The organism is Rhodococcus sp. P4_B6 (assembly GCF_056402215.1).
Genome location: NZ_JBFUHV010000074.1, coordinates 12,712 through 33,823, shown reverse-complemented (window position 1 = coordinate 33,823; position 21,112 = coordinate 12,712). Strand labels below are relative to the sequence as shown.

General features: G+C 69.4%; 17 protein-coding genes. 5 read left to right on the top strand and 12 right to left on the bottom strand.

Annotated features, from left to right (window positions below; genetic code table 11):
• Positions 1-36: 36 nt before the first annotated feature.
• From AC1DWT_RS28885 to AC1DWT_RS28875, 3 genes are all read right to left on the bottom strand, one after another.
• The gene (locus AC1DWT_RS28885; protein WP_095861249.1) at positions 37-2,010 is read right to left on the bottom strand and encodes a vWA domain-containing protein; all 1,974 of its coding nucleotides are present in this window, start codon (positions 2,008-2,010) and stop codon (positions 37-39) included.
• Positions 2,010-3,395: an ATP-binding protein gene (locus AC1DWT_RS28880; RefSeq protein WP_015889399.1), complete on the bottom strand. Its 1,386-nt coding sequence runs from the start codon at positions 3,393-3,395 to the stop codon at positions 2,010-2,012. Before AC1DWT_RS28880 ends, AC1DWT_RS28885 begins: the two co-directional genes overlap by 1 nt.
• Positions 3,396-3,468: 73 nt before the next feature.
• Positions 3,469-3,780 carry a hypothetical protein gene (locus AC1DWT_RS28875; RefSeq protein WP_072937316.1) on the bottom strand — a complete coding sequence of 104 codons (312 nt, stop codon included), beginning with the start codon at positions 3,778-3,780 and terminating at the stop codon, positions 3,469-3,471.
• Between the two features lie 165 nt (positions 3,781-3,945).
• Here AC1DWT_RS28875 and AC1DWT_RS28870 point away from each other — a divergent pair, with 165 nt between their 5' ends.
• Together AC1DWT_RS28870 and AC1DWT_RS28865 are read left to right on the top strand one after the other, a co-directional pair.
• The gene (locus AC1DWT_RS28870; protein ID WP_072937317.1) at positions 3,946-4,518 is read left to right on the top strand and encodes a DUF4126 domain-containing protein; all 573 of its coding nucleotides are present in this window, start codon (positions 3,946-3,948) and stop codon (positions 4,516-4,518) included.
• A gap of 17 nt (positions 4,519-4,535) precedes the next feature.
• Positions 4,536-5,501 carry an alpha/beta hydrolase family protein gene (locus AC1DWT_RS28865; RefSeq protein WP_072937318.1) on the top strand — a complete coding sequence of 322 codons (966 nt, stop codon included), beginning with the start codon at positions 4,536-4,538 and terminating at the stop codon, positions 5,499-5,501.
• On the opposite strand, the gene AC1DWT_RS28860 is transcribed toward AC1DWT_RS28865, so the two are convergent.
• Entirely contained in the window at positions 5,502-6,596 is a 1,095-nt protein-coding gene (locus AC1DWT_RS28860; RefSeq protein ID WP_477923247.1) for an N-acetylmuramoyl-L-alanine amidase, read from the bottom strand. It abuts the gene before it with no gap.
• A 546-nt stretch (positions 6,597-7,142) separates the two neighbouring features.
• Between AC1DWT_RS28860 and AC1DWT_RS28855 the strand changes: the two genes are divergently transcribed.
• Complete coding sequence (locus AC1DWT_RS28855; protein WP_477923245.1) at positions 7,143-7,376, top strand: hypothetical protein; 234 nt, start codon at positions 7,143-7,145, stop codon at positions 7,374-7,376.
• A 55-nt stretch (positions 7,377-7,431) separates the two neighbouring features.
• Here the strand turns inward: AC1DWT_RS28855 and purH are convergent, their stop codons facing one another.
• The 5 genes from purH to AC1DWT_RS28830 all read right to left on the bottom strand — a co-directional run bounded on the left by purH (position 7,432) and on the right by AC1DWT_RS28830 (position 14,285).
• Complete coding sequence (purH, locus tag AC1DWT_RS28850; protein WP_072937321.1) at positions 7,432-8,988, bottom strand: bifunctional phosphoribosylaminoimidazolecarboxamide formyltransferase/IMP cyclohydrolase; 1,557 nt, start codon at positions 8,986-8,988, stop codon at positions 7,432-7,434.
• Positions 8,981-9,661 (bottom strand): phosphoribosylglycinamide formyltransferase, encoded by a 681-nt coding sequence (gene purN, locus AC1DWT_RS28845; RefSeq protein ID WP_083395586.1) that lies wholly within the window; start codon positions 9,659-9,661, stop codon positions 8,981-8,983. The genes purH and purN overlap by 8 nt, the downstream gene beginning before the upstream one ends.
• A 55-nt stretch (positions 9,662-9,716) precedes the next feature.
• Complete coding sequence (locus tag AC1DWT_RS28840) at positions 9,717-11,255, bottom strand: cell division protein PerM (RefSeq protein ID WP_477923254.1); 1,539 nt, start codon at positions 11,253-11,255, stop codon at positions 9,717-9,719.
• A 111-nt stretch (positions 11,256-11,366) separates the two neighbouring features.
• Positions 11,367-12,428, bottom strand: coding sequence for a DUF5336 domain-containing protein (locus tag AC1DWT_RS28835; RefSeq protein WP_072937323.1), 1,062 nt, complete (start codon positions 12,426-12,428; stop codon positions 11,367-11,369).
• 51 nt (positions 12,429-12,479) lie between these two features.
• Positions 12,480-14,285: a zinc ribbon domain-containing protein gene (locus AC1DWT_RS28830; protein WP_072937324.1), complete on the bottom strand. Its 1,806-nt coding sequence runs from the start codon at positions 14,283-14,285 to the stop codon at positions 12,480-12,482.
• A gap of 636 nt (positions 14,286-14,921) precedes the next feature.
• Between AC1DWT_RS28830 and AC1DWT_RS28825 the strand changes: the two genes are divergently transcribed.
• Positions 14,922-15,548, top strand: a complete 627-nt coding sequence (locus tag AC1DWT_RS28825; protein WP_477923243.1) for an IMPACT family protein — start codon at positions 14,922-14,924, stop codon at positions 15,546-15,548.
• Between the two features lie 60 nt (positions 15,549-15,608).
• On the opposite strand, the gene sucD is transcribed toward AC1DWT_RS28825, so the two are convergent.
• The 3 genes from sucD to AC1DWT_RS28810 all read right to left on the bottom strand — a co-directional run bounded on the left by sucD (position 15,609) and on the right by AC1DWT_RS28810 (position 19,815).
• Complete coding sequence (gene sucD / locus AC1DWT_RS28820) at positions 15,609-16,511, bottom strand: succinate--CoA ligase subunit alpha (protein ID WP_005238543.1); 903 nt, start codon at positions 16,509-16,511, stop codon at positions 15,609-15,611.
• Positions 16,512-16,526: 15 nt separating this feature from the next.
• A complete protein-coding gene (gene sucC / locus AC1DWT_RS28815; RefSeq protein WP_072937326.1) occupies positions 16,527-17,696 on the bottom strand; it encodes an ADP-forming succinate--CoA ligase subunit beta in 1,170 nt (389 codons plus the stop codon).
• A gap of 169 nt (positions 17,697-17,865) precedes the next feature.
• The gene (locus AC1DWT_RS28810) at positions 17,866-19,815 is read right to left on the bottom strand and encodes a hypothetical protein (protein WP_095861253.1); all 1,950 of its coding nucleotides are present in this window, start codon (positions 19,813-19,815) and stop codon (positions 17,866-17,868) included.
• A gap of 231 nt (positions 19,816-20,046) precedes the next feature.
• Between AC1DWT_RS28810 and AC1DWT_RS28805 the strand changes: the two genes are divergently transcribed.
• Positions 20,047-21,108 (top strand): M23 family metallopeptidase, encoded by a 1,062-nt coding sequence (locus AC1DWT_RS28805; RefSeq protein ID WP_072937328.1) that lies wholly within the window; start codon positions 20,047-20,049, stop codon positions 21,106-21,108.
• Positions 21,109-21,112: the final 4 nt, after the last annotated feature.

Genomic DNA, 21,112 nt, shown 5'->3' with positions numbered 1-21,112 from the left:
CTTGTCAACCGCCGGCGGTTGACAAGTACTCACGGGTCAGCGCCTGCGACGCATGTAGTCGCTGACGACGGCGGCACCGAGACCGTCCAGACCGGGCGCCACGACGCGTCCGCCGACCCGCTCGGCCATCCGGTCCACCACCCGCGCGAGACCGGGATCCTCACCGAGCCGGAAGAACGTGACGTGGGCGCCGAGCCGGGCGAGGGTGTCGAGTTCCCGGACCGTCAGACCGAGGGTCCGGGCGCTCGGCGGGTAGTCGAAATACGCGAAGCCGTCCGGCTCGAGGTGCGCGGTCGGCTCACCGTCGGTGACGATCAGGACCACCGGCTGCGCGTTGGGGTGCCTGCGCAGATGCCGGGCGGCCAGCAGCAGCGCGTGGTGCAGGTTGGTGCCCTGGTCCCAGGCGCCGTCCAGGCCTGCCAGCTCCGACGGCGTCAGCACCTGCGCGTGCCTGCCGAACGAGATGAGCTGCAGTTCGTCGCTGCGGAACCGGGTGCTCACCAGGTGGTTCAGCGCAAGTGCGGTGCGTTTCATCGGCACCCACCGCCCCTCCATCACCATCGAGAACGACGTGTCGACCAGCAACGCGACCGCCGCCTGCGACCGCTGCTCGGTCTCCATCACCTCCACGTCCGCGACGGACAGCCGGACCGGGACGCGACCGCGTTCGACCGGATCGGACGCCGCCCGCAGCACCGCGTTGGTGATGGTGCGCGTGACGTCCCACGGCTCGGTGTCGCCGAACGCCCACTCGCGGGACGCCCCCGTCGGCTCCCCCATCGCCCCGGCGCGCCGCGTCTCCCGTTGCCCGCCACGCGAAGACAGTTGCTGCGCGACATCCCGCAGGGCCGTCTGACCGAGTTGGCGCATCGCCTTCGGCGACAGCCGCCATTGACCGTCCGCCCCGCGGTCGAAGAAACCCTGGTCCCGCAGCGCCTTCTCCAGTTCGGCGAGGGTCTGCGCATCCGCCGCCGCCTCGTCGCCCAGTTGCCGGGCCAGGGCCTCCGCGTCGATGTCGTCGAGTTGTGCGCCCGCGTACTGCTGCGACAGTTGCTCCGCGAGCGACTCGAGTTCCGCGATGTCCTGCAACGCGCCGGTGCCCTCGCCCAGGCCCATGCCGTCGTCCCCGCGAAACCGCTGCGCGCCCTGCCAGTCCTCGCCGGGACGCGCAGCCTGCAGGTGCTGGTCGAGGCGGTCCAGCTGTCCGATCAGCGACGGATCACCGAACGCCTGCTGCGCCAGCGCGTCGAGTTCGTCGCGCTGCTCCTGCGACAGCGAGTTCCGCAGCCGCTGCGCCGCCGCCGCCCGCTGCGCCAGCGAGTCGAGCAGTTCCTCGACGTTGCGCGGGTTCTCGGGGAAATACTCCCCGTGTTTGTCCATGAACTCGTCGAACTGCTCCTGGGTGTCCTCACCGCGGGAATGCTTGTCGAGCAGGTCGTTGAGATCGGCGAGCATCTCCCGGATGCGTTCGCGATCTTCCTCCGTGGCACCCTCGAGCGCCTGCTTCATCCCGGCGAACCGCTGGTCCAGCACCTCGCGGCCCAGCAGGTCGCGGATCTTCTCGTAGTCGGCACGGGCTTCCGAACTGCGCCAGTCGTAGTCGGCGAGTTCCTGCACGGCCTGCGCGGTGGACGGCGACAGTTCCTCGAGGCGCATCTCGGAGAAGCGGGCGTCGTCGTCGAGCGCGCGGGCCAGCGTCTTGCGTTCCTCGAGTACCGCGCGGTCAAGGAGTTCCCGGACCTCTTCGAGGGTGCCGTTCAGGTTGTTCCGCTTCAGCAGCTCGCGGCGGCGCCGATTGGCCTCGGCCGCAAGCTCGTCCAGCCCGCGCATGTCGCGGTTGCCGCGGCGCAGCATCTCGCGCAGCGCCTGCCGCGGCGAACTGCCCGCGAACACGTCGTCGCCGATCGCGGCGAGCGCCTCGCGCAGGTCCACCGGCGCCGCCAGCGGATCACCGCCCTCGTACGGCCCGTACCGCGCATTGTGCGGCCCGCGTTCCGCCTTGCGGGACATTACGAATACACCGTCTGCCCGTTGATGTCCGGGTTCTTGGAGATCCGCCGGGCCAGGTACAGCCCTTCGAGGGCGAACTCGGCCGCCGCGGCCCGCTCGCCGTCCGACTCCGCGCCCAGACGCTCGGCGAGCACGTCGAGGACCTCGAGTTCGGGCAACTCGTTCAGCAGCGCCTTCGCCGTGATCCGTTCGCCGGTGACCACCGGGTCGCCCTGTTCGACGGCGTCCACGAGTTCGGCCAGGTCGATGCCGCCGAGCCGGGTGCGGACCGTGTCGGCCGTCGCCCGCCGGAGCAGGTGCTCGAGGACCTCGATCTCGCGCCCCTCCTCCCCGGATTCGAATTCCACCTTGCCCCGCAGGACGTCGACGACGGTTTCGAGGTCGACGGGCCGCGCGACCGGGTCGGCCTCACCGAGCACGGCGCCGCGATGCACCGCAGCTGCGCTGACGGTTTCGGCGCCCGCCACCGCGAACCGGGCGGACACCCCCGACCGCTGATCGACCGACGTCGACTCGCGGAGCAGGCGGGTGAACCGGGCCAGGATCTCGAGGAGGTACTCGGGCACCTCGGCGGTGAGGTGCGCTTCCTGGAGGATGACCGCGACCTCGTCGTCGAGACGGGTCGGGTAGTGCGTCCGGATCTCGGCGCCGAACCGGTCCTTCAGCGGGGTGATGATCCGACCGCGGTTCGTGTAGTCCTCCGGGTTCGCACTGGCCACCATCAGGACGTCCAGCGGCAACCGGAGGGTGTACCCGCGGACCTGGATGTCGCGTTCCTCCATGACGTTGAGCAGCGACACCTGGATGCGCTCGGCGAGGTCGGGCAGCTCGTTGATGGCGACGATGCCCCGGTGCGCGCGGGGAACGAGACCGAAGTGGATGGTTTCCGGGTCGCCGAGGCTGCGGCCTTCCGCGACCTTCACCGGATCCACGTCCCCGACGAGGTCCGCCACCGACGTGTCGGGCGTCGCGAGCTTCTCCGAGTACCGCTCACTGCGGTGGCGCCACGCGACGGGGAGGCTGTCGCCCAGTTCCTGCGCCCTGCGGATCGACGCCGGAGTGATGGGCTCATAGGGATGCTCCCCGAGTTCGGAACCGGCGATCACCGGGGTCCATTCGTCGAGGAGCAGGTTGAGGGTGCGGAGGAGGCGGGTCTTGCCCTGACCTCGTTCGCCGAGCAACACCACGTCGTGACCTGCGATGAGTGCCCGTTCGAGTTGYGGTTCCACCGTCTCCTCGAAACCGACGATGCCGGGCCACGGATCACGACCGTCGCGTAGGGCCGCGAGCAGATTCTCGCGGATCTCTTCCTTGACGGTGCGTTGAACGTGGCCCGACTCGCGGAGCTCGCCGACGGTGGAAGGTCTGTGTTCCGATGACGTCACCACTCCACGCTACGAGGGTTCGGGCGAATCGGCACGCGGTTAATGCGCGGCGGCCCTCCTGAGCACTGCGCGCCTACGCGGCAACCGTGTACGAGGACGCGGCGTCCAACTCGCCCCAGGCGGCGCGGTAGTGCTCGGCCGTCACCGGATCGGCCTCCGTCAGAAGCGAGTCCAGCAGGATGTGCGGATCGGATCGCCACGCCCGGACCACGTTCGCGACCGCACGGTTGGAGAACAGACCCGACCCGGTCAGCGCAGACACCCACTCGTCGATCGCGCCCCGGTGAATCCGCTCGACGGCCTCCCGGCGGAACCCGCCGTCGACGAAGTCGAGGGAGAACATGGCGGCGACGAAATCACCGGTGGTCAACTGTACGACGTTCATGATGCGGCACCTTCCTGGAGTCGGGAGCTGTTCTCGGACGTAATCCATTGGAACAACTGGTGATGCAGACGCTAATCGCCGAATGTGTGAGTTCTGTGATGCTTCTCTGAGATCTCGGCCGCGATGCCCTCCTGCAGTCGTCACCGGGCCCCTACACTGCCGTGCATGGAGACCTGGGTTCTGCCCGGACTGCTCGGCCTCGGCCTCGCCGCCGCGTCGGGACTGCGCACGTTCCTGCCGTTGCTGATGCTCAGCGCCGCAGTGCACGTCGAGGTGCTCGGGGTGACCCTGAACGAGTCGATGCGGTGGCTCGGTTCCACCGGGGCGCTGGTGGCGCTGTCGATCGCGACGGTCGTGGAACTGACCGCCGATCTCATCCCGTTCGTCGACAACGCGCTGTCGGTGATCGGCAACGTCACCGGTCCCCTTGCCGGGGTCGTCGCGACCTGGGCGGCCTTCGCCGACGTGGACCCGTCGACGGCCGCGATCGCCGGGATCGTCATCGGCGCACCCACCGCTCTGGCGTTCAGCACCGCGCAGACCGGCACCCGCGCGGTGAGCACGGCCTCCACCGGCGGATTGGCCAATCCGGTGGTGTCGGTGATCGAGGACGTGGTCTCGTTCGGCACGTCGCTGATCGCCCTGCTGCTTCCGCTTCTCGTCATCCCGCTGCTCGCGTTCCTGCTGTGGTTCGCGTGGCGGGGAGCGCAACGGGTGCGGCGACTGCGCGCGACGTGAACTGGTAGACAGTCCCCATGCCTGACACCGAGATCACCTTCGCCAGCGGTGCCGTCACCTACTACGGCAGCCTCCGCACGTCCGTCGACGCGAACGGGTCGGCGCCCGCCGCACTGCTGCTCGCCGGCAGCGGCCCGACCGACCGCAACGGCGACAGCGCCCTGCTCCCCGGTGACATCGGAACCCTCCGCCACCTCGCCGACGTGCTCGAACAGCACGGCTTCGCGAGCCTGCGCTACGACAAGATCGGCAGCGGCGAAACCGCCCTCGGCCCCTACGAGGTGGAAGAGGTCGGCGGTCTCGGCTTCACCACCTTCGTCGACGCCGCGTCGGCGGGCCTCGACTTCCTGGCCGCCCAACCCGGGGTCGACCCGTCGCAGCTGATCGTCATCGGACACAGCGACGGCGGTCTCGTCGCCCTCGCGCTCGCCACTGCGGAAAGCGAGTCGCGGGTGCGCGCCGTCGGACTGCTCGAACCGCTCAGCGTCCGGCTCCTCGACCTGCTCACCACGCAGATCCACGGACAGCTCGACGCCGTGGTCGGCGCCGGACAGCTGCCGGTGGAGCTGGCCGACGAACTGCGGCTCGCGCTCGCGGACACCGTCGAATCGCTCCGCACATCGGGCACGATCCCCGACGACCTTCCGGAACCCCTGCAGAACGCCGGGCTGGTGCACGCCAACGCCAAGGCCCTCGCGGAGGAGGACGCCCTCGACCCCCGCGCGCTGGCCGGCAGGCTGCCCGCCGGTTTCCCGGTTCTCACGAGCTGCTCCGCCAAGGACATCCAGGTGCAACTCGCGGACGTCGACGGCCTGAACGACGCCCTCGCGCACACCGCGCTGACGCCGGTGCGGATGACGAACGCCAATCACGTCCTCAAGGACGTCGGCGACCGTCCGTCCACCGGACCGGATTACGTGGAACCGCTGCCCTACTCGGCGGAGTTCACCGAACCGTTCGGCAGGTGGATCGCGTCACTGTGATCAGTTGCCCCCACCGGCCCCGGTGATCACGGCCAGCAACGTGCTCGCCAGATCGGACACGAGCCCGAGGTTCTTGTCGTTGACGAGGTCCTGCAGCCCGTCCAGCCCCTGAACCTCGAGCAGCGGCGCGAGCATCTCCATCAGCTCGGACAGCTGCGCCGAGTCCGGCGCCGTCGACTTCGGTGCCGCCTTGGGTGTGGTCGCCTTCGGGGTCGTGGTGGTGGTCGACGACGCGCTGTCCTCGCTCGCATTCGGTGCCGTCGTCGCGGCCGGAGCGGCCGCCAGCTCCTGCGCAGGCGCGGCCTCCGACCCCGTCAGCAGGTAGGTGACGATGCCCGTCGTGATGGTGATGGCGTGCTTCAACTGGCCGTCGGAGCTCTCCAGCTGCGCGGAGTCCTCCTTGTTCGAACCGTTGCCCATCTCGACGAACACCAGCGGAACCTGGGTCAGTGCAGGACCCGCCACATCGGCGCGGGTTTGGAGGCCGTCGTTCACGCCGGCGTAGTTGGCGGGAACGAAGCCGTCGGACTTGTAGGCGTCGCGCATCATCTTCGACGCCTCGAGCCCGCCGCCGGACTGCGCGGCGTCCGCCTTCTCGTCGGGGATGGGCAGCGACGGGATGATCATGTGGAACCCGTGCTTGCCCGCGTCCTCGCCCTGCGCCGTGGAGTCCGCGTGAATGCTCACAGCCAAATCGGCGTTCGATTCGCTTGCTGCACGGGCTCTTTCGTCGATGCACCCGCCCCAGCCGGTGTCGTCCTGACGACTCAGGACGACCTTCGCGCCGAGGCTCTCGAGGCTGCTCTTCACCAGCTGGGTGACGTTCCAGTTGATGGTGTGCTCGGGCACCCCGCCCAGCGACGTCATGCCGCTCGTCTGGCAGTCCTTGGTGTTGCCCCGGCCGTCGTTCACCTGCTGCGCGAGGTCGTGGCCCTCGCTGGAACCCTGATGTCCGGGGTCGAGGAACACCGTCATCCCGGACAGTTCGGTGCCGGTCGCCGTCGCAGCGGGTTCCGCCGACACCTGAGCAGGGATGAGCACGGACGCACCCAGGACGCAGGCGCCGAGGCCGGCCTTGATTGCAAAACGGTTCATAACGGGGATGGGCGCACCGTCGCAGTCCGGGCGCCACTCTCCTTCCACAGGTGCCACTCGAGTCACATCAGCCCCGAGTGAATCAGCTGCACCGCGCGCTCGTGCTGCTCGAGTCCGGATCGAAAGCAACCTGTAACCAAAGTGGTGGGATTCGACGGACGCGCACCGATTCGCCGAATTCCCACGCAATTGCCCGCGCATCCGGCGAATCGATGAGCGGATGTGAACAGGACGGCAACTCTGGGCCAAGAGTGGCTGCTCAACCGCGCATTCCTGCGCGGTGGCCGGATAATGGAAGTGCAAACCCTCAACCGGTGCTGTACGGTCATCTACCAACCAGCAACGACACGCAGAAAGGTACGGCCATGATGCAGCTTCACGCGCTCTTCGCGTCCGTACCCGCATGGCGTCGATGCTCCGCCGACAAGCACATCACCAAGTTCGGCGCACCCCGAGAATGTTGAGACTCAACCAAGTCATTCTCGGGCACCCAGGGCAAACCCCTCGGGTGCCTTTTCTTTTACCTTTCACTTTCAGGAGCACCACATGAAACTTCGCATCAACCAACTGTCCACCTCTCCCCCGTATCTGGACCTGCCGGACGACCTCACCGGTTACGCCGTCACCCTCGACCTGTCGCACTGCGACGCCGCCCACGAGGCCGGACTGGGCGAACTGATCAGCGCGGTCCGCAGTCGCGGTGCCGCCCGCGTGGTCATCACCGGTTCGCCGCGTGAACTCGAGGGCACCGGCCGCGCGCACGGGGCCGCAGCCGCCTGACAACGCAGAACGGGCCCCGGCGCGATGCCGAGACCCGTTCGAGAGGTGCCGAACGCTAGTGCGCGAAGTGCCGCGCACCCGTCAGGTACATGGTGATACCGGCTTCCTTGGCCGCATCGATCACCTCGTTGTCGCGGACGGAACCACCCGGCTGCACGACTGCCTTGACGCCGGCGTTCGCGAGGACCTGCAGTCCGTCGGGGAACGGGAAGAACGCGTCCGACGCGCCCACCGACCCGACCACCCGGTCACCGGCCCGCTGCACCGCGAGGTGCGCGGAGTCGACGCGGTTGACCTGGCCCATGCCGACGCCGACCGACGCACCGTCGGAGGCGAGCAGGATGGCGTTGGACTTCACCGAACGGCACGCGCGCCACGCGAATTCGAGGTCCTTCAAGGTCTGCTTGTCGGCGGCGTCGCCGACGGCCAGGGTCCAGTTGGCGGGGTCGTCGCCTTCGGCGTCGAGCACGTCGCGCTCCTGGAGGAGTGCCCCACCGGACACGGGACGCAATTCGATTCCCGTCGCGGTGGGCGCCTTCGCGAGAAGGACGCGGACGTTCTTCTTGCGCTGCAGCACGCCGAGCGCGCCATCCGCGTAGGACGGGGCGATGATCACCTCGGTGAAGATGTCGGCGACCTGCTCGGCCATCTCGACGGTGATCTCGCGGTTCGCGGCGATGACCCCGCCGTATGCGCTGACCGGGTCGCAGGCGTGTGCCTTGCGGTGCGCCTCGGCGATGTCGGCTCCGACCGCGATGCCACACGGGTTCGCGTGCTTGATGATCGCGACGGCCGGCTCACTGAAGTCGAATGCCGCACGCCACGCCGCGTCGCCGTCGGTGTAGTTGTTGTACGACATTTCCTTGCCGTGCAGCTGCTCGGCCTGGGCCAGACCGGCCGGGGCGGCGGAGTTCACGTAGAGGGCCGCGGCCTGGTGCGGGTTCTCGCCGTACCGCAGGACGGCCGAGCGGTCCCAGGTGGCGCCTGCCCACTCGGGGAACTGCGAGTCACCGCTGTCCACCAGCGTGGACGTCATCCAGCTCGCGACCGCGACGTCGTACGACGCGGTGTGCTGGAACGCCTGCGCGGCGAGGGCGGTGCGCTCGGGCAGCGTGAAACCGCCGTCGGCGATCGCGGTGAGCACGTCGTCGTAGCGGGCCGGATCCACCACGACGGCCACCGACGGGTGGTTCTTCGCGGCGGCGCGCACCATGGACGGGCCGCCGATGTCGATCTGCTCGACGCATTCGTCGGGGGTCGCACCCGAGGCGACGGTCTGGGTGAACGGGTACAGGTTCACGACCACCAGCTGGAACGCCTCGATGCCGAGCTCCTCGAGCTGCGCGAGGTGCTCGGGCTTCCGGGTGTCCGCGAGGACGCCGGCGTGCACCCGCGGGTGCAGGGTCTTGACCCGGCCCTCGAGGCACTCGGGGAAGCCCGTCAGCGCCTCCACGGGGGTGACCGGGATGCCGGCGTCGGCGATCTTCGCTGCGGTCGACCCTGTCGACACCAGCTCGACACCTGCCTTGTGCAGGCCCGTAGCCAGTTCGACCAGACCGGTCTTGTCGTAGACGCTGACGAGCGCTCGGCGTACTGCCTTGCGTTCACTCACTGGGGATCACGGCCTTTCGTCCATCGGAAACAACTCCACGGGTGGCGACAGCGGCGATGACGTCCGCCAACAACCGTCGCTCCACAGTCTTGATGCGCTCGTGCAGGGTCGACTCGTCGTCGCCGTCGAGCACCGGCACGGGCTCCTGCGCCAGGATCGGGCCGGTGTCGACCCCCGCGTCCACGAGGTGGACCGTCGATCCCGACACCTTGACGCCGTAGGCCAGCGCATCCGGGACCGCATGCGCGCCGGGGAACGCGGGCAGCAACGCGGGATGCGTGTTGATGATGCGACCGCCGAAGCGGTCCAGGAAGGCGGGGCCGAGGATCTTCATGAATCCCGCCGACACCACGAGCGACGGCTGGTGCGACGCGACGGCCTCGGTCAGCGCGACATCCCAGGCGGACCGGTCCGCGTGGTCGCGGAGCCCGACCCGGAAGTGGGTGATGCCCGCGGACTCGGCGTGCCGGATGGCGTCGCAGTCGCGGTCGACGCCGACGGCGACGATCTCGGCGGGATACCCGTCGGTGTGGGTCGCGTCGATCAACGATCTCAGGAGGGTTCCCGCACCGGAGGCGAGTACGACGATCCGCGCCGGCGCGGACGCGACCGGCGAAGTGGTCGTGGGCCCCAGGTGGTCACGCGAGGAAGTCAGCGCTCTACTCCTGAACAATCGAAAGGCCGGGTGAATCGAAAGGGGGCGGTCGCATCGTCGACCGAACAAGAGCCTAGTCGCTGGGGGTTGCGGGCCCTCGGGGCAGGTCGGCTTCCGGGGCCTCACCCGCCTTTACCGGCCCCTCGGGTGCCGCCGTCGCCGCGTCTTCCTCGACCTCGGCGTCCACCACGACCTCGGCCTCGGCGTCGGTGTCCTGCGGCGCGACGGGAGCCGCGGGCGCTTCGGCGTCTTCGACGAGTTCGGCCTCGATCACCCGGCCGGGCGCGGCTGCCGGGACCTCCCGCTCCTCGGTGATCGGGGCGGCTATCGCCGGAACCTCCTCCGCGCCGGGAAGGTGCGGTTCCTCGTCCTCCGTGTCGGCCTCGTCGTCGGCGCCCCGGCTCCGATGCCAGGCGACGACCACCGCCGTCACCGCGCCCGCAAGTCCGAGCCACGCGAACGTGAGCAGCCCGAACGCCCACCAGTTCAGCTCGACGGTTCCGAAGGCGCCGAGCCGTCCGCCGGACACGAGTCCGAGCACGGCCGTCACCACACCGACACCCGCGGCGGAGGTCAGCACGGTGAGCAGTGCCTCCTGCCCGGCGACGCGACGTCCGCAGTCGCGTCCGAGCATCACACCAATCAGCAGCGGAATCACCAGCAACGCCGGCCACGCGCCACCGGACACCCCGTCGGGAACCGCGCCGAGCAGCGGCAACGGTGGCAGCGAACCACCGACGTTGCCGAACACGCTGACCGAGACGTCCCCGATCTGCGCGGTCCCGCCCATGACGGCGGCCGCGGCACCCACCACCACGTTCGGCAGGTACAGCACGGACAGGATCGTCAGTCCGAGCGTTCCGACGACACCGTCCCCGCGTTCGAGCAGCGACCCGACCGTGGACCACTCCATCAGCAGCGAGATCGTGACCAGCACCGCGCCGGCACCGACGATCGCCGTCATCGCGCGCAGCCCCGGGCGCACCGCGTCCCGGACCCACGACGGAACCTCCGCACCGAGCGTCGGCCACATCGCGACCGTCACGCCGATCCCCGCCGCGAGCACATGCACCAACAGCACCCACCCGAACGCGGCGAGCGCGTTCGGGGAGGACAACTGGATGACCGCCGACGCGTCCGCGATGACCGCGAGGGCGATGGCTGTCACGGCCAGCGGTCCGGCCACCGCGGCGCCGATCACCTGCAGGGCGTGCCGCCGCGAGGACGCCGGATGCACCACCGCCGCGCACCCGCGGGCGACCGCCCACATCATCCCCGCCGTCGGGATCAGCGGGAGGACGCCGAGCGAGGTGCCGTCGATCGTCAACGGCACCTGGTGAATCGCCAGCCACGACGCCGCGATCGCACCGAACGTTCCCGTGAGGTCACTGTTCGCCGCCACCAGCGTGACGACGATGAGTGCGGACAGCAGGACGACCGTGACCCCCGCGGGCCGGAACGCGACCGACAGCAGCGCCCGCATCTCGTCCGCGTCGGGCACGGGACGCTGTCGCGGGGCGCGCCGCGCATCATCGCGGACGGCTCGCCTCTCGTCGTCGCGGACGGCTCGCCGTCGTGCACCCTGTGCGACACGCTGCGCACGATCAACCAAAGAACTCATCCCCTCGAGAGTGGCACTCCGACGCAGCGACAGCGGTCAGGCGCGCCGCACAGAAGTGGCCTCCGACCAGGTTCGGTCAGAGGCCACCTGCTGGATGGACCGCTACTTGTCGTCCCTGTCGGCGCGCGTGTCGAACGCCTGGGTGGGCGCGCTGTACCCCTCCGATTCAGGCTTCTCGGCCGACTCGGCCGGCTTCGCCTCGGTGGACGGCTGCTCGCCGTACTCGAGAGTGCGCTCCACGGGCGAGGACTCGGCCTGCGACCCGTACGCCGGCGCCGCGTGCTGCGCCGAACCGTAACTGGTCCCGGCCGGGTACTGCGAGCTGGGCGTTCCAGTGGGCTGCGACGGCGTCGACGGCTGCGAGTACCCCTGGTACTGCGGCTGCTGGTAGGCGGTGGTCGGGGCGTCGTACGACGCGGATCCCGCGCCCGCGCCGTAGCCCGGCTGCTGCGGCTGTCCGTAGCCCTGGGTGTATCCGGGCTGGCTCTGCGAGGGCTGGCCCTGCTGGCCGTAACCCTGCTGGCCGTAACCCTGCTGGCTCTGCTGCCCGTAGCCGGGCTGCGACTGGCTCTGCTGTCCGTAGCCCTGCGGCGCGCTCTGGCCGTAGCCCTGCGGCTGCTGTCCGTACGACTGCTGCGGGCCCTGCCCGTACCCCTGCGGGGCGCCCTGGCCGTACCCCTGCGGGGTCTGGCCGGGCTGACCGAAGCCCGCGGCTGCGGCCGGCTTGGGCGCCGGCTGCTTCAGGACGCCGATGTCGAACAGCACGGCTGCCACGGCCACGGCCGACTGGATGAATCCGAGAACGAGGATGAGGATTGCGCCCCAACCGGAATCCGCGTCGACGTTCAGGAAGACGAACAACGCAACGACCCAGCCCGCGACGGACGCCGCCGCGGCCGCACCCGCATAGGACTGCTTCGGGAGGAGGGACGCCGCCGCGAGCAGACCACCGAGGAACAGCAGTCCGAGTCCGTCCGTGTTCGCTTCGAACGAGTTCACGGACTCTCGCGCCAAGGTGGCGTACGGGGCGAACCCGAGCAGTAGGTTGAGGACACCGAGAACGGCGACACCGATCAGGAGGAAGAAGCCCAGGCCTTTCGATTCTCCCCCTGCAGTCGGTTGCGCGGGCGGACCGTAATTCGGCCCGCCGGGCGTGAACGTCATGACTTCTCCTAGTCGACAAGTGGTCTGCGTGCGCTCTTCCGACGCTAGCGTCTACGTAGATCTCATACTATCTGCCACTAGTGTGGCTGTTAGGTGAGAAGTACGTGTGTCACGGCTACCCGCATCACCGTGCGGTGGTGCGGGTTTGACCGTGTCCCACACCGACGCTTGTGGTGCAGGAACATGCTGTTTCGGAGTCACCCCCATCCGCGGTGTTGCGGTGGGCAGGCTGTGGCGGACCCGGCGATGCCGCGGCCGACGCGGTGTCGGACTGGTCTTGTCCCGGGACCTGCGGACCGGCGCGTGCTCGGCGACCCGGATCGCGGGCATCTGCCCCCGCCGCCGGGTCACCTTGTTTTTACCGAGCAGCGCGCGTTTGGCCAGGTTCACCCCGGCAATCTGGTCGCGGTTGCCGCCGACCCGGCAGCCCGGGCACCACGCGTCGTGGTAGCCGCCGGGGCGGGCGAGTGGTTCGTCGCACCCCGGACACTGTGCCGAGGATCCGCGGGCAGGCACCGTGACCACCGCGATGCCGACACCGGCGGCGGTGTGGGCGAGGGCGGCGGTCGCTTTACGGCGGGCCGACTGCGCGGCCCGGTTGTTGTTGACCCGGCCGTGCCCGCGGGGCTCGAGGGTGGTCAGGTCCTCGACCGCGATCATCTCCGCGCCCGCTGCCTCGGCGTAGTCGGTGACCTGGCGGGCGAAGTGGAATCCCAGCTCCCGGTTGATCTTGCCCCGTTTGACGCCCACCGCAGTCCGATGCTCGTTGAGGACGGCGATCTTCTCCTCCAACCGGACACGGACCTCGGAAGGGGCGGTGGCGGCCAGCCGCGTCAACCGGGCCGACTTGCGTTGCAGCAACTGACCCTCCGCCTGCAGGCGCGCCAGTTTCGTCCCGAGGCCGCGGTCATCGTAGGTGAAGCCCCGGTAGTCCGAAACCACACCGTCCGGGGTCTGCGTGGCGATCGCGGCGGCACCCAGCGTGGACGGAGACCAATCCACCCCGACCGCGACGGTGGCCGATCCCAGGTCACAGGCGGGGACGAGTTCGGTCGCGGCGCACCGCCACAACAAACCTTTCCGGTCGAGGGCCAGGGTCGGTAGATGCCAGCCGGTGACCGCCCGGCCGTTCAGGTGCCCGGGGATGGTGGCGGTCACCCGAACACTGCGCCACTGCGCCCGCCCCGCCGGGGCCGGGCAAGTCGGCAGCTTCACCGTCAACACCAGCTCGTCACCGGTGACAGCAAGCTGCGCGAGCTGCCGATCCGCAGCAGACAACCGGGCCATCGCGCTCGTCTGCGGTGGCCCCTGGACGTCGGTGATCCGCAACCGCGCCGACGGCGCCCCGTCGATGCGGCGAGAGCGTGCGACGAGCTGGCGCCGCACGCCCCGGGCGAAACCCAACGGCACCCAGTCCGCGACGGCGGAGGGTGGGGCTATCCGGCCGGTGGCCGGGTCGAACCGCTCAGACAGTGCCGTGATCGCGGTGTCCCGGTAGGCGAGGGTCCGCAGGGTCGCCATCACCTGCGCGGTCACCACCCTGCTCACCCGTGAGGGCACGTAGACCCCGTCCCGGTAGTGCGGATTCCAGCCGAGGCGGGCCGCGGCGACATGACCCTGCACGGGCAGCCTGCGATCCTGCCGGTCACGGCCGGCGGCGAGGACGTCGAACGTGACCGGCTGCCACAGCCGCGACATCAACTCGGCGCCGGCCGCCGTGACCAGGTCGAGCAACCACCTCGCTCGGGTGTTCACGTCGTCGAGACCGATCGGCTCACCGGTCGCGTCATCGACCGCCATGTAGGCGCGCGTGGTGAACGTGAACTGCCGTGGCGCAGTCGTTCCCGGCCCGATCACGCCAGCCCGCCAGGAACGAAACGCAGCCGAACGGACCACGGATCGTCCGGGTTCCGGAACGCGCCGCCATCACCTGGAAAGCTCATCGATAACACCTTTCCTCGCCGTGCGGCGCGATCGCCCCGGAGCCGGTGGCGATTCTGTGTCACCCGCAGCGCAGTGAACCGGCCGGACAACGGTGTCGGCAACGCCCTGACGTCATCCATCAACCCCCTCCACCAGCGTTGTTCACCCCATCTCTCGCGGGGCCTTGACTGTAACGCCGGCCTCCGACACGTACGGCCGAGTCCGCGCCAGCGGCAAACCGAGCCAATCGATCTCGCCACACCATCTGCGCCGCCGTGAACGACCACAAATCGCCTTGAGGCAGGTCCGCAGACGCCGATCCGAATCCTCGACGCCCCGCTATCCCGGACAGACATCAGTGCCACACGTAATGAGACCGTGTGCGCCGGGCGCCCTTGCGCACCCCGACGGCCGACCATCCACAAATTTCCGCAGCTTCACCAATTCGCGGTGAAAGACAGTGTCATAAACTGCTGGACTGTATCAGATATAGCGGCAACAACTGATAGCTACGATATATCCGTCGGTCGCGTGTGCGGGGCCGACAGCAGCGCAGGAGACAATGGTCCGGTGCCGTACACCCTCGCTCTCCGCGCCGCCGATCTCACTCTCGAGACGGAGGTGAAGCATTCACGCTTCATCGCGGCCCTGCGGCGCGTCGAGGACGCCGAGGCGGCGCAGGCTTTCGTCCAGGATCGTCGCAGCGCGTATCCCGATGCGCGACATCACTGTTCGGCGTTCATCGTCGGCAACGGGCCCAGCGACCGGGTCGAGCGCGCGAACGACGACGGCGAACCCGGTGGCACCGCGGGCATTCCGATGCTGCAGGTGCTCAAGGCCCGCGACCTCGTCGACGTCGCGGTGGTCGTGACCCGGTACTTCGGTGGAATCAAACTGGGGGCGGGCGGACTGGTGCGCGCCTACTCTGGCGCGGTGGCCGCCGCGGTCGATGCCGCACCGCTCGTGCGGAGGGAACGTCGCCACCTGCACACCCTCGCCGTCGGTTACGCCGAGGCGGGTCGGGTCGAGTCGGAGTTGCGGGGGCGGGGCGTCGTCGTGGTGGACACGGCGTACGCGGAGTCCGCGGTCCTCACCCTCGCGGCGAGGGACTCTGCGGAGCTGGCCGATCTGGTCGCTGCCGTCACGTCGGGGACGGGGACACTCGATCCGGCCGGGGAAATGTGGGTCGACGCCTGAACGACCCGTGCGCCTTTCTGGTAGCCGGAGCAACCAGAAAGGCGCACGGGCCCGGAGGGCCTAGGCCTGGACGGTCAGGCTCTGCAGGATCTCGCGAGCGAGTGCAGCGGTCTCGGACGGCGTCTTGCCGACCTTCACGCCGGCAGCCTCGAGGGCGTCCTTCTTGGCCTGCGCGGTGCCCGAGGAACCGGAGACGATGGCGCCTGCGTGGCCCATGGTCTTGCCCTCGGGGGCGGTGAAGCCCGCGACGTAGCCGACGACCGGCTTGGTGACGTTCGCCTTGATGTAGTCGGCGGCACGCTCCTCGGCGTCGCCACCGATCTCACCGATCATCACGATGACCTTGGTCTCGGGGTCCTTCTCGAACGCCTCGATGGCGTCGATGTGGGTGGTGCCGATGACCGGGTCGCCGCCGATGCCGATGGCGGTGGAGAAGCCGAAGTCACGCAGTTCGAACATCATCTGGTAGGTCAGCGTGCCCGACTTGGACACGAGGCCGATCGGGCCGGTGCCTGCGATGTTGGCCGGGGTGATGCCGACCAGCGACTCGCCGGGGGTGATGATGCCGGGGCAGTTGGGGCCGATGATGCGGGTCTTGTTGCCCTTGGAGACGTTGTACGCCCAGGCGTACGCCGAGTCCTGCACGGGGATGCCCTCGGTGATGACCACGAGCAGCGGGATCTCCGCGTCGATGGCCTCGACGATGGCGTCCTTGGCGAAGGCCGGGGGAACGAACGCGATGGAGACGTCCGCGCCGGTCTTCTCGATGGCCTCGGCGACGGTGCCGAAGACGGGCAGCTCGACGCCGCCGTCGTGGGTCACGGTGGTGCCGGCCTTGCGGGCGTTGACACCGCCGACGACCTGGGTGCCGGCCTTGAGCATCAGCGCGGTGTGCTTCGTGCCCTCGCCGCCGGTGATGCCCTGGACGATGACCTTGGAGTCCTTGGTCAGGAAGATAGCCATGTGATTTAAGTCCCTTTACTTTGCGGCGAAGGCCAGCTCGGCGGCCTTGTCGGCAGCCTCGTCCATGGTTCCGACGACCGTGACCAGCGGGTGGGCGGCCTCGGCGAGGATGCGACGACCCTCTTCGACGTTGTTGCCGTCCAGGCGGACGACCAGCGGCTTGTTGGCCTCGTCACCCAGCGTCTTCAGGGCGCCGACGATGCCGTTGGCGACCGCGTCACACGCGGTGATGCCACCGAAAACGTTCACGAACACGCTCTTGACCTGCGCGTCGTTCAGGATGACATCCAGGCCGTTCGCCATGACCTCTGCGGAGGCGCCGCCACCGATGTCGAGGAAGTTGGCGGGCTTCACGCCACCGTGCTTCTCACCTGCGTAGGCGACGACGTCCAGGGTCGACATGACCAGGCCGGCGCCGTTACCGATGATGCCGACCTCACCGTCGAGCTTGACGTAGTTGAGGTCGTTTTCCTTGGCCTTGAGCTCGAGCGGGTCGGTGGCGTCCCGGTCCTCGAACGCCTCGTGGCCGGGCTGACGGAACGCGGCGTTCTCGTCCAGCGTGACCTTGCCGTCGAGAGCGAGGATCTCGTCACCGGGCGTGCGGACGAGCGGGTTGACCTCGACGAGGAGAGCGTCTTCGTTGATGAAGACCTCCCACAGCTTCTGGATCGTCACGGCCGCTGCGTCGAGCACCTCGGCGGGCAGCTTTCCTGCCTCGGCGATGCTGCGCGCGAACGCGAGGTCGACGCCCTTGACGGCGTCCACGGGGATCTTCGCGAGTGCGTCGGGGTTCTCCTCGGCGGTGACCTCGATCTCGACGCCACCCTCGACCGAGCACATGGCCAGGTAGGTGCGGTTGGTGCGGTCGAGCAGGAAGGAGATGTAGTACTCCTCGGCGATGTCACTCGCCTCTGCGACCAGCAGCTTCTTGACGACATGACCCTTGATGTCGAGGCCCAGGATCGCCTCGGCGTTGGCCTGCGCTGCATCGACGTCGGCGGAGTACTTGACGCCACCCGCCTTGCCGCGGCCGCCGACCTTGACCTGCGCCTTGACCATCACGGGCTTGCCGATTTCTTCGGCAATCTCGCGTGCGCCGGCCACCGTGTCGGTAACACGCCCAGCCGAAGTCGGCACCTCGTGCTTGGCGAAGAGTTCCTTCGCCTGGTATTCGAAGAGATCCATCTGCTCACCGTCTCGTCTGCGTTGACACCCGCTCGAGGGGTAGGAGCGGGTCTGTTTTGGACTTTAACCAGTTGCCGGGCCCGGTCTGCGCCCGCGTGTCTGCTATGTGGTCCACATCACGCGATATCACGTACTGAGGCGGGCCTCACCGCTGCAAACGGGGCGGACCTCACCGATTTCTGCGGCGTGCAGTGAGGGCCGCGGCAGCCGCAATCAACACTATGCCCACCGTTGCCGGGACGACACCGGCCCCCATTTCGGGGTCGGTGACCCGGGCGACGGTCAGCGGCCACGACACGAGGTATACCCCCACGGCAACGGCCGAACCGAGCAACAACGCGACCGCCCTGTCGGGCCGGGCACGTGAGGCAACTATCACTGCGAGGGCGACCGCGACGCCGAGCAGCACCCGTCCCCACACGTCGAGGTTCCACGGGATCTCCGCGAACGACGCGGGCGCGTACTCGTCGCCGCGTGCGTCGGTCCCGTGGAAGAGCGGCAGTCCCAGTCCGACGAACGCGGCGACGGCACCGAGGCCGCCGACCGCGAGGACCGGGGTCGAGGTGGACGGCTCGTCGGACGTGTCGATCTCCTCGCGTTCCGCCGAGCCCGCGAACCACGTCAGCACCCCGGTGACACCCGCGGTGACGGCCGCACACCACAGCAGCACGGCACCGATTCCGGCGCCGATCCCCGGCACGTCGGTGGCGAGCACCACGGACTGCGACACGGCGGCGACGGAGTACGGGATCGTCACCCACAGCACCCCGACCGCGGGCCGGACGGCGGACGCGAACTCCGACAGCAGCAGCCAGACGCAACTGACGACGAGGACCAGGGCCGCGACGAGCACGACCCGGGTGGCGTAGACGTCGGGGCGTGCCGTGTCGCCGGGGATGTCGAGGACGGGGAGCAGCGCCCCGGCGGCGGCCAGCAGGGCTGTGATGATTCCGGTGGCCCCGGCAGCGACGTGCCATCGCGCGATCCGTGCGCGGGCCGCGGCCGCCTCGGCTCGCAGCGCCGCCTTGGCGACGCCCTTCGCGGACGGGGTGACCGCCCCCGGCTTCGCCGGGCCGCCCTGCGCCGCCGCGGACGGCGAGGCGGCCAGTGTCTTCAGGATCCTGCCGTCGCGGGCCCGGTCGACCATCGGGATGCAGGCGCCGACGAGCACCAGGACGCCGGCGCCGACGGTCCCCCACACCGCGCCGGGACCGGGCTGGATCCGTTCGCCCGCGGCGAGCCCCGCGACCAGGCGCGTCCCGACCACGCCGAGCGCGGCCAGGCCTGCCCCGACGAGGGCGCCGGACGCCACGGGGGGCGAAATCGATGCCAGCGCCGAGGCGACGACGATCAGGACGGCCGCCGCCAGGATCCCGGCGCCCGCGGACGCGGCGAGGTCCGACTCGACGACGGTCGGGACGAGGATGACGGGATCCTCGGACACGAAGGCGGGAGCGAACAGCGCGCCGACCAGGACGACGGCGGCGGCCACCGCGACGGCGGACGGCAGGAACCCGATGCGGGCGCCCGTCGCCCGCCCGACCTGTTCGGCGCTGCGGGCGTCGCCGTATCCGTCCATCAACGAAGCCCGGTGGACCGCGACCATGCCGAGCAGGCCCGCGAAGGCGATCAACGCGTGCCCGGCGAGGGCGGCGTAGGCGCCGGACCCGGCGGCCAGCTCGGCCGCCGTCTCGGGCCGGAACAATTCGAGCCGATTGGCGTCGATGGCGTCCGACCACAGCTGTGTGTCGAGGACGCCGGCGCCGACGGACACCGCGCCTGCGCCGGCCAGCAATGCCCCCGCCACCGCGGTGCGCCGGGCGAGAACCGCGGGAAGGGCCAATGCCGGTGCCGCGACGGCGAAGACGGCGGCCCACACCGCGGCAGCGCCGACCGCGGACGGCGCTGCCGCCCCGTCGACCGTGCGGACAGCCTGCAGGACGGGCGCCGACGCCACCCCGAGTCCTCCGACGAGGCCCAGCACGACCGCGAGCAGGGTGCCCCGGCGCGCGCGGACGGGATCGGGCTCGTCGACGGCGGTCAAGCCGGTGCCGCCGGACGAAGGAATGCGTTCGGGCTCGGCCCTGCGCCCGTCCGGGGATCGAGTTGATGACGCCACAGGCCGACGCTAGCGCTTACCCACCGCCTCCCCCGGGTTGTGACACGCGTGCGCACGGGCGAGATTGAACCGAGACGAAAAGCGGGTTCGACGTTTCCCCAGCTCAGTTTGTGATGCCCGTCACATGTAGCCGTTCCTCCGCGTTACAGGTTGCGCGCATCGCAACCGTTTCGTTACCGTCGCCAAGGTCTAAGTCACAGGCAGGTCACGAGCAGGAGGACGGACGGGCGTATGCACCATCGCAGCCAGTTCACGGCCAGCCGTTTTGTGAGTCACCACGATGACGAGTTGCGGGGTCACAAGGACGAAGTCGCGCCCACGTATCCCCCACAGTCGGTCGAGCATCATCCCGAGACCGATAGTTCTGAGATTTCCAGCATGTTCTTCCGCAATTCGCAGTCCACACGCTCCACCTACGACAGCGTCGACACCGGCAACGGCGTCGAGACCGTCGACACCGAGTCCGAGATCCCCGGCTTCATCCCCCGCAGCGGTTCCGAGTCCTTCGAGGGCGCACCCCCCCACTCCCGCCGCGGAGCCCACCGCATCCCGACTCCCCCCTCAGCTCTCAAAGGCCGCGCCGCAGTCCTCGCAGTCGCAGCAGGCGCCGTAGTAGCCGCAGGCCAGGCCGCAGTCACCAGCGGATCGTCCAGCTCCTCCGATCACTCCGAGGTCGCCCTCGCCAGTGACGAGTCGAGCTCCATCGGAACCACCGCGGAACCGCAGGCCGCGCAGTACTCCACGGTCTCCGACACCGCCGCCGCCGATTCGAACGCCCCGCAGGTCCTCAACATCGCGAACCCGACCGACCTGTCGCAGTTCAGCAACCTGCTCGCCAAGGGACAGCGTTTCAGCGAAGAGCGCGCCGCCCGCGAAGCCGCTGCCCGACGCCCCCTGTTCGTCCTCCCCGCCGTGGGAACCTTCACCTCCAACTTCGGAAGCCGCTGGGGCACCCTGCACGCGGGCGTCGACATCGCCGCCCCCATCGGCACCCCCATCGTGGCCGTCGCCGACGGCGAGGTCATCGACTCGGGTCCGGCTTCCGGGTTCGGCATGTGGGTCCGCCTCAAGCACGCCGACGGCACCATCACCGTGTACGGCCACATCAACACCTCCACCGTCACCGTCGGCCAGAAAGTCATGGCGGGCGACCAGATCGCGACCGTCGGCAACCGTGGCTTCTCCACCGGCCCGCACCTGCACTTCGAGGTGCACCTCGCGGGCGAGAACAAGATCGATCCCCTGCCCTGGCTGGCCTCCCGCGGCATCAGCCTCGGCCCCGAGATGGACTGACCCT

Bases quoted from the DNA above. Each gene is read 5' to 3' on its own strand.
- AC1DWT_RS28885 (WP_095861249.1), bottom strand. From the start codon at position 2,010: ATGTCCCGCAAGGCGGAACGCGGGCCGCACAATGCGCGGTACGGGCCG.
- AC1DWT_RS28875 (WP_072937316.1), bottom strand. From the start codon at position 3,780: ATGAACGTCGTACAGTTGACCACCGGTGATTTCGTCGCCGCCATGTTC.
- AC1DWT_RS28870 (WP_072937317.1), top strand. From the start codon at position 3,946: ATGGAGACCTGGGTTCTGCCCGGACTGCTCGGCCTCGGCCTCGCCGCC.
- AC1DWT_RS28865 (WP_072937318.1), top strand. From the start codon at position 4,536: ATGCCTGACACCGAGATCACCTTCGCCAGCGGTGCCGTCACCTACTAC.
- AC1DWT_RS28860 (WP_477923247.1), bottom strand. From the start codon at position 6,596: ATGAACCGTTTTGCAATCAAGGCCGGCCTCGGCGCCTGCGTCCTGGGT.
- AC1DWT_RS28855 (WP_477923245.1), top strand. From the start codon at position 7,143: ATGAAACTTCGCATCAACCAACTGTCCACCTCTCCCCCGTATCTGGAC.
- AC1DWT_RS28835 (WP_072937323.1), bottom strand. From the start codon at position 12,428: ATGACGTTCACGCCCGGCGGGCCGAATTACGGTCCGCCCGCGCAACCG.
- sucD (WP_005238543.1), bottom strand. From the start codon at position 16,511: ATGGCTATCTTCCTGACCAAGGACTCCAAGGTCATCGTCCAGGGCATC.
- sucC (WP_072937326.1), bottom strand. From the start codon at position 17,696: ATGGATCTCTTCGAATACCAGGCGAAGGAACTCTTCGCCAAGCACGAG.
- AC1DWT_RS28805 (WP_072937328.1), top strand. From the start codon at position 20,047: ATGCACCATCGCAGCCAGTTCACGGCCAGCCGTTTTGTGAGTCACCAC.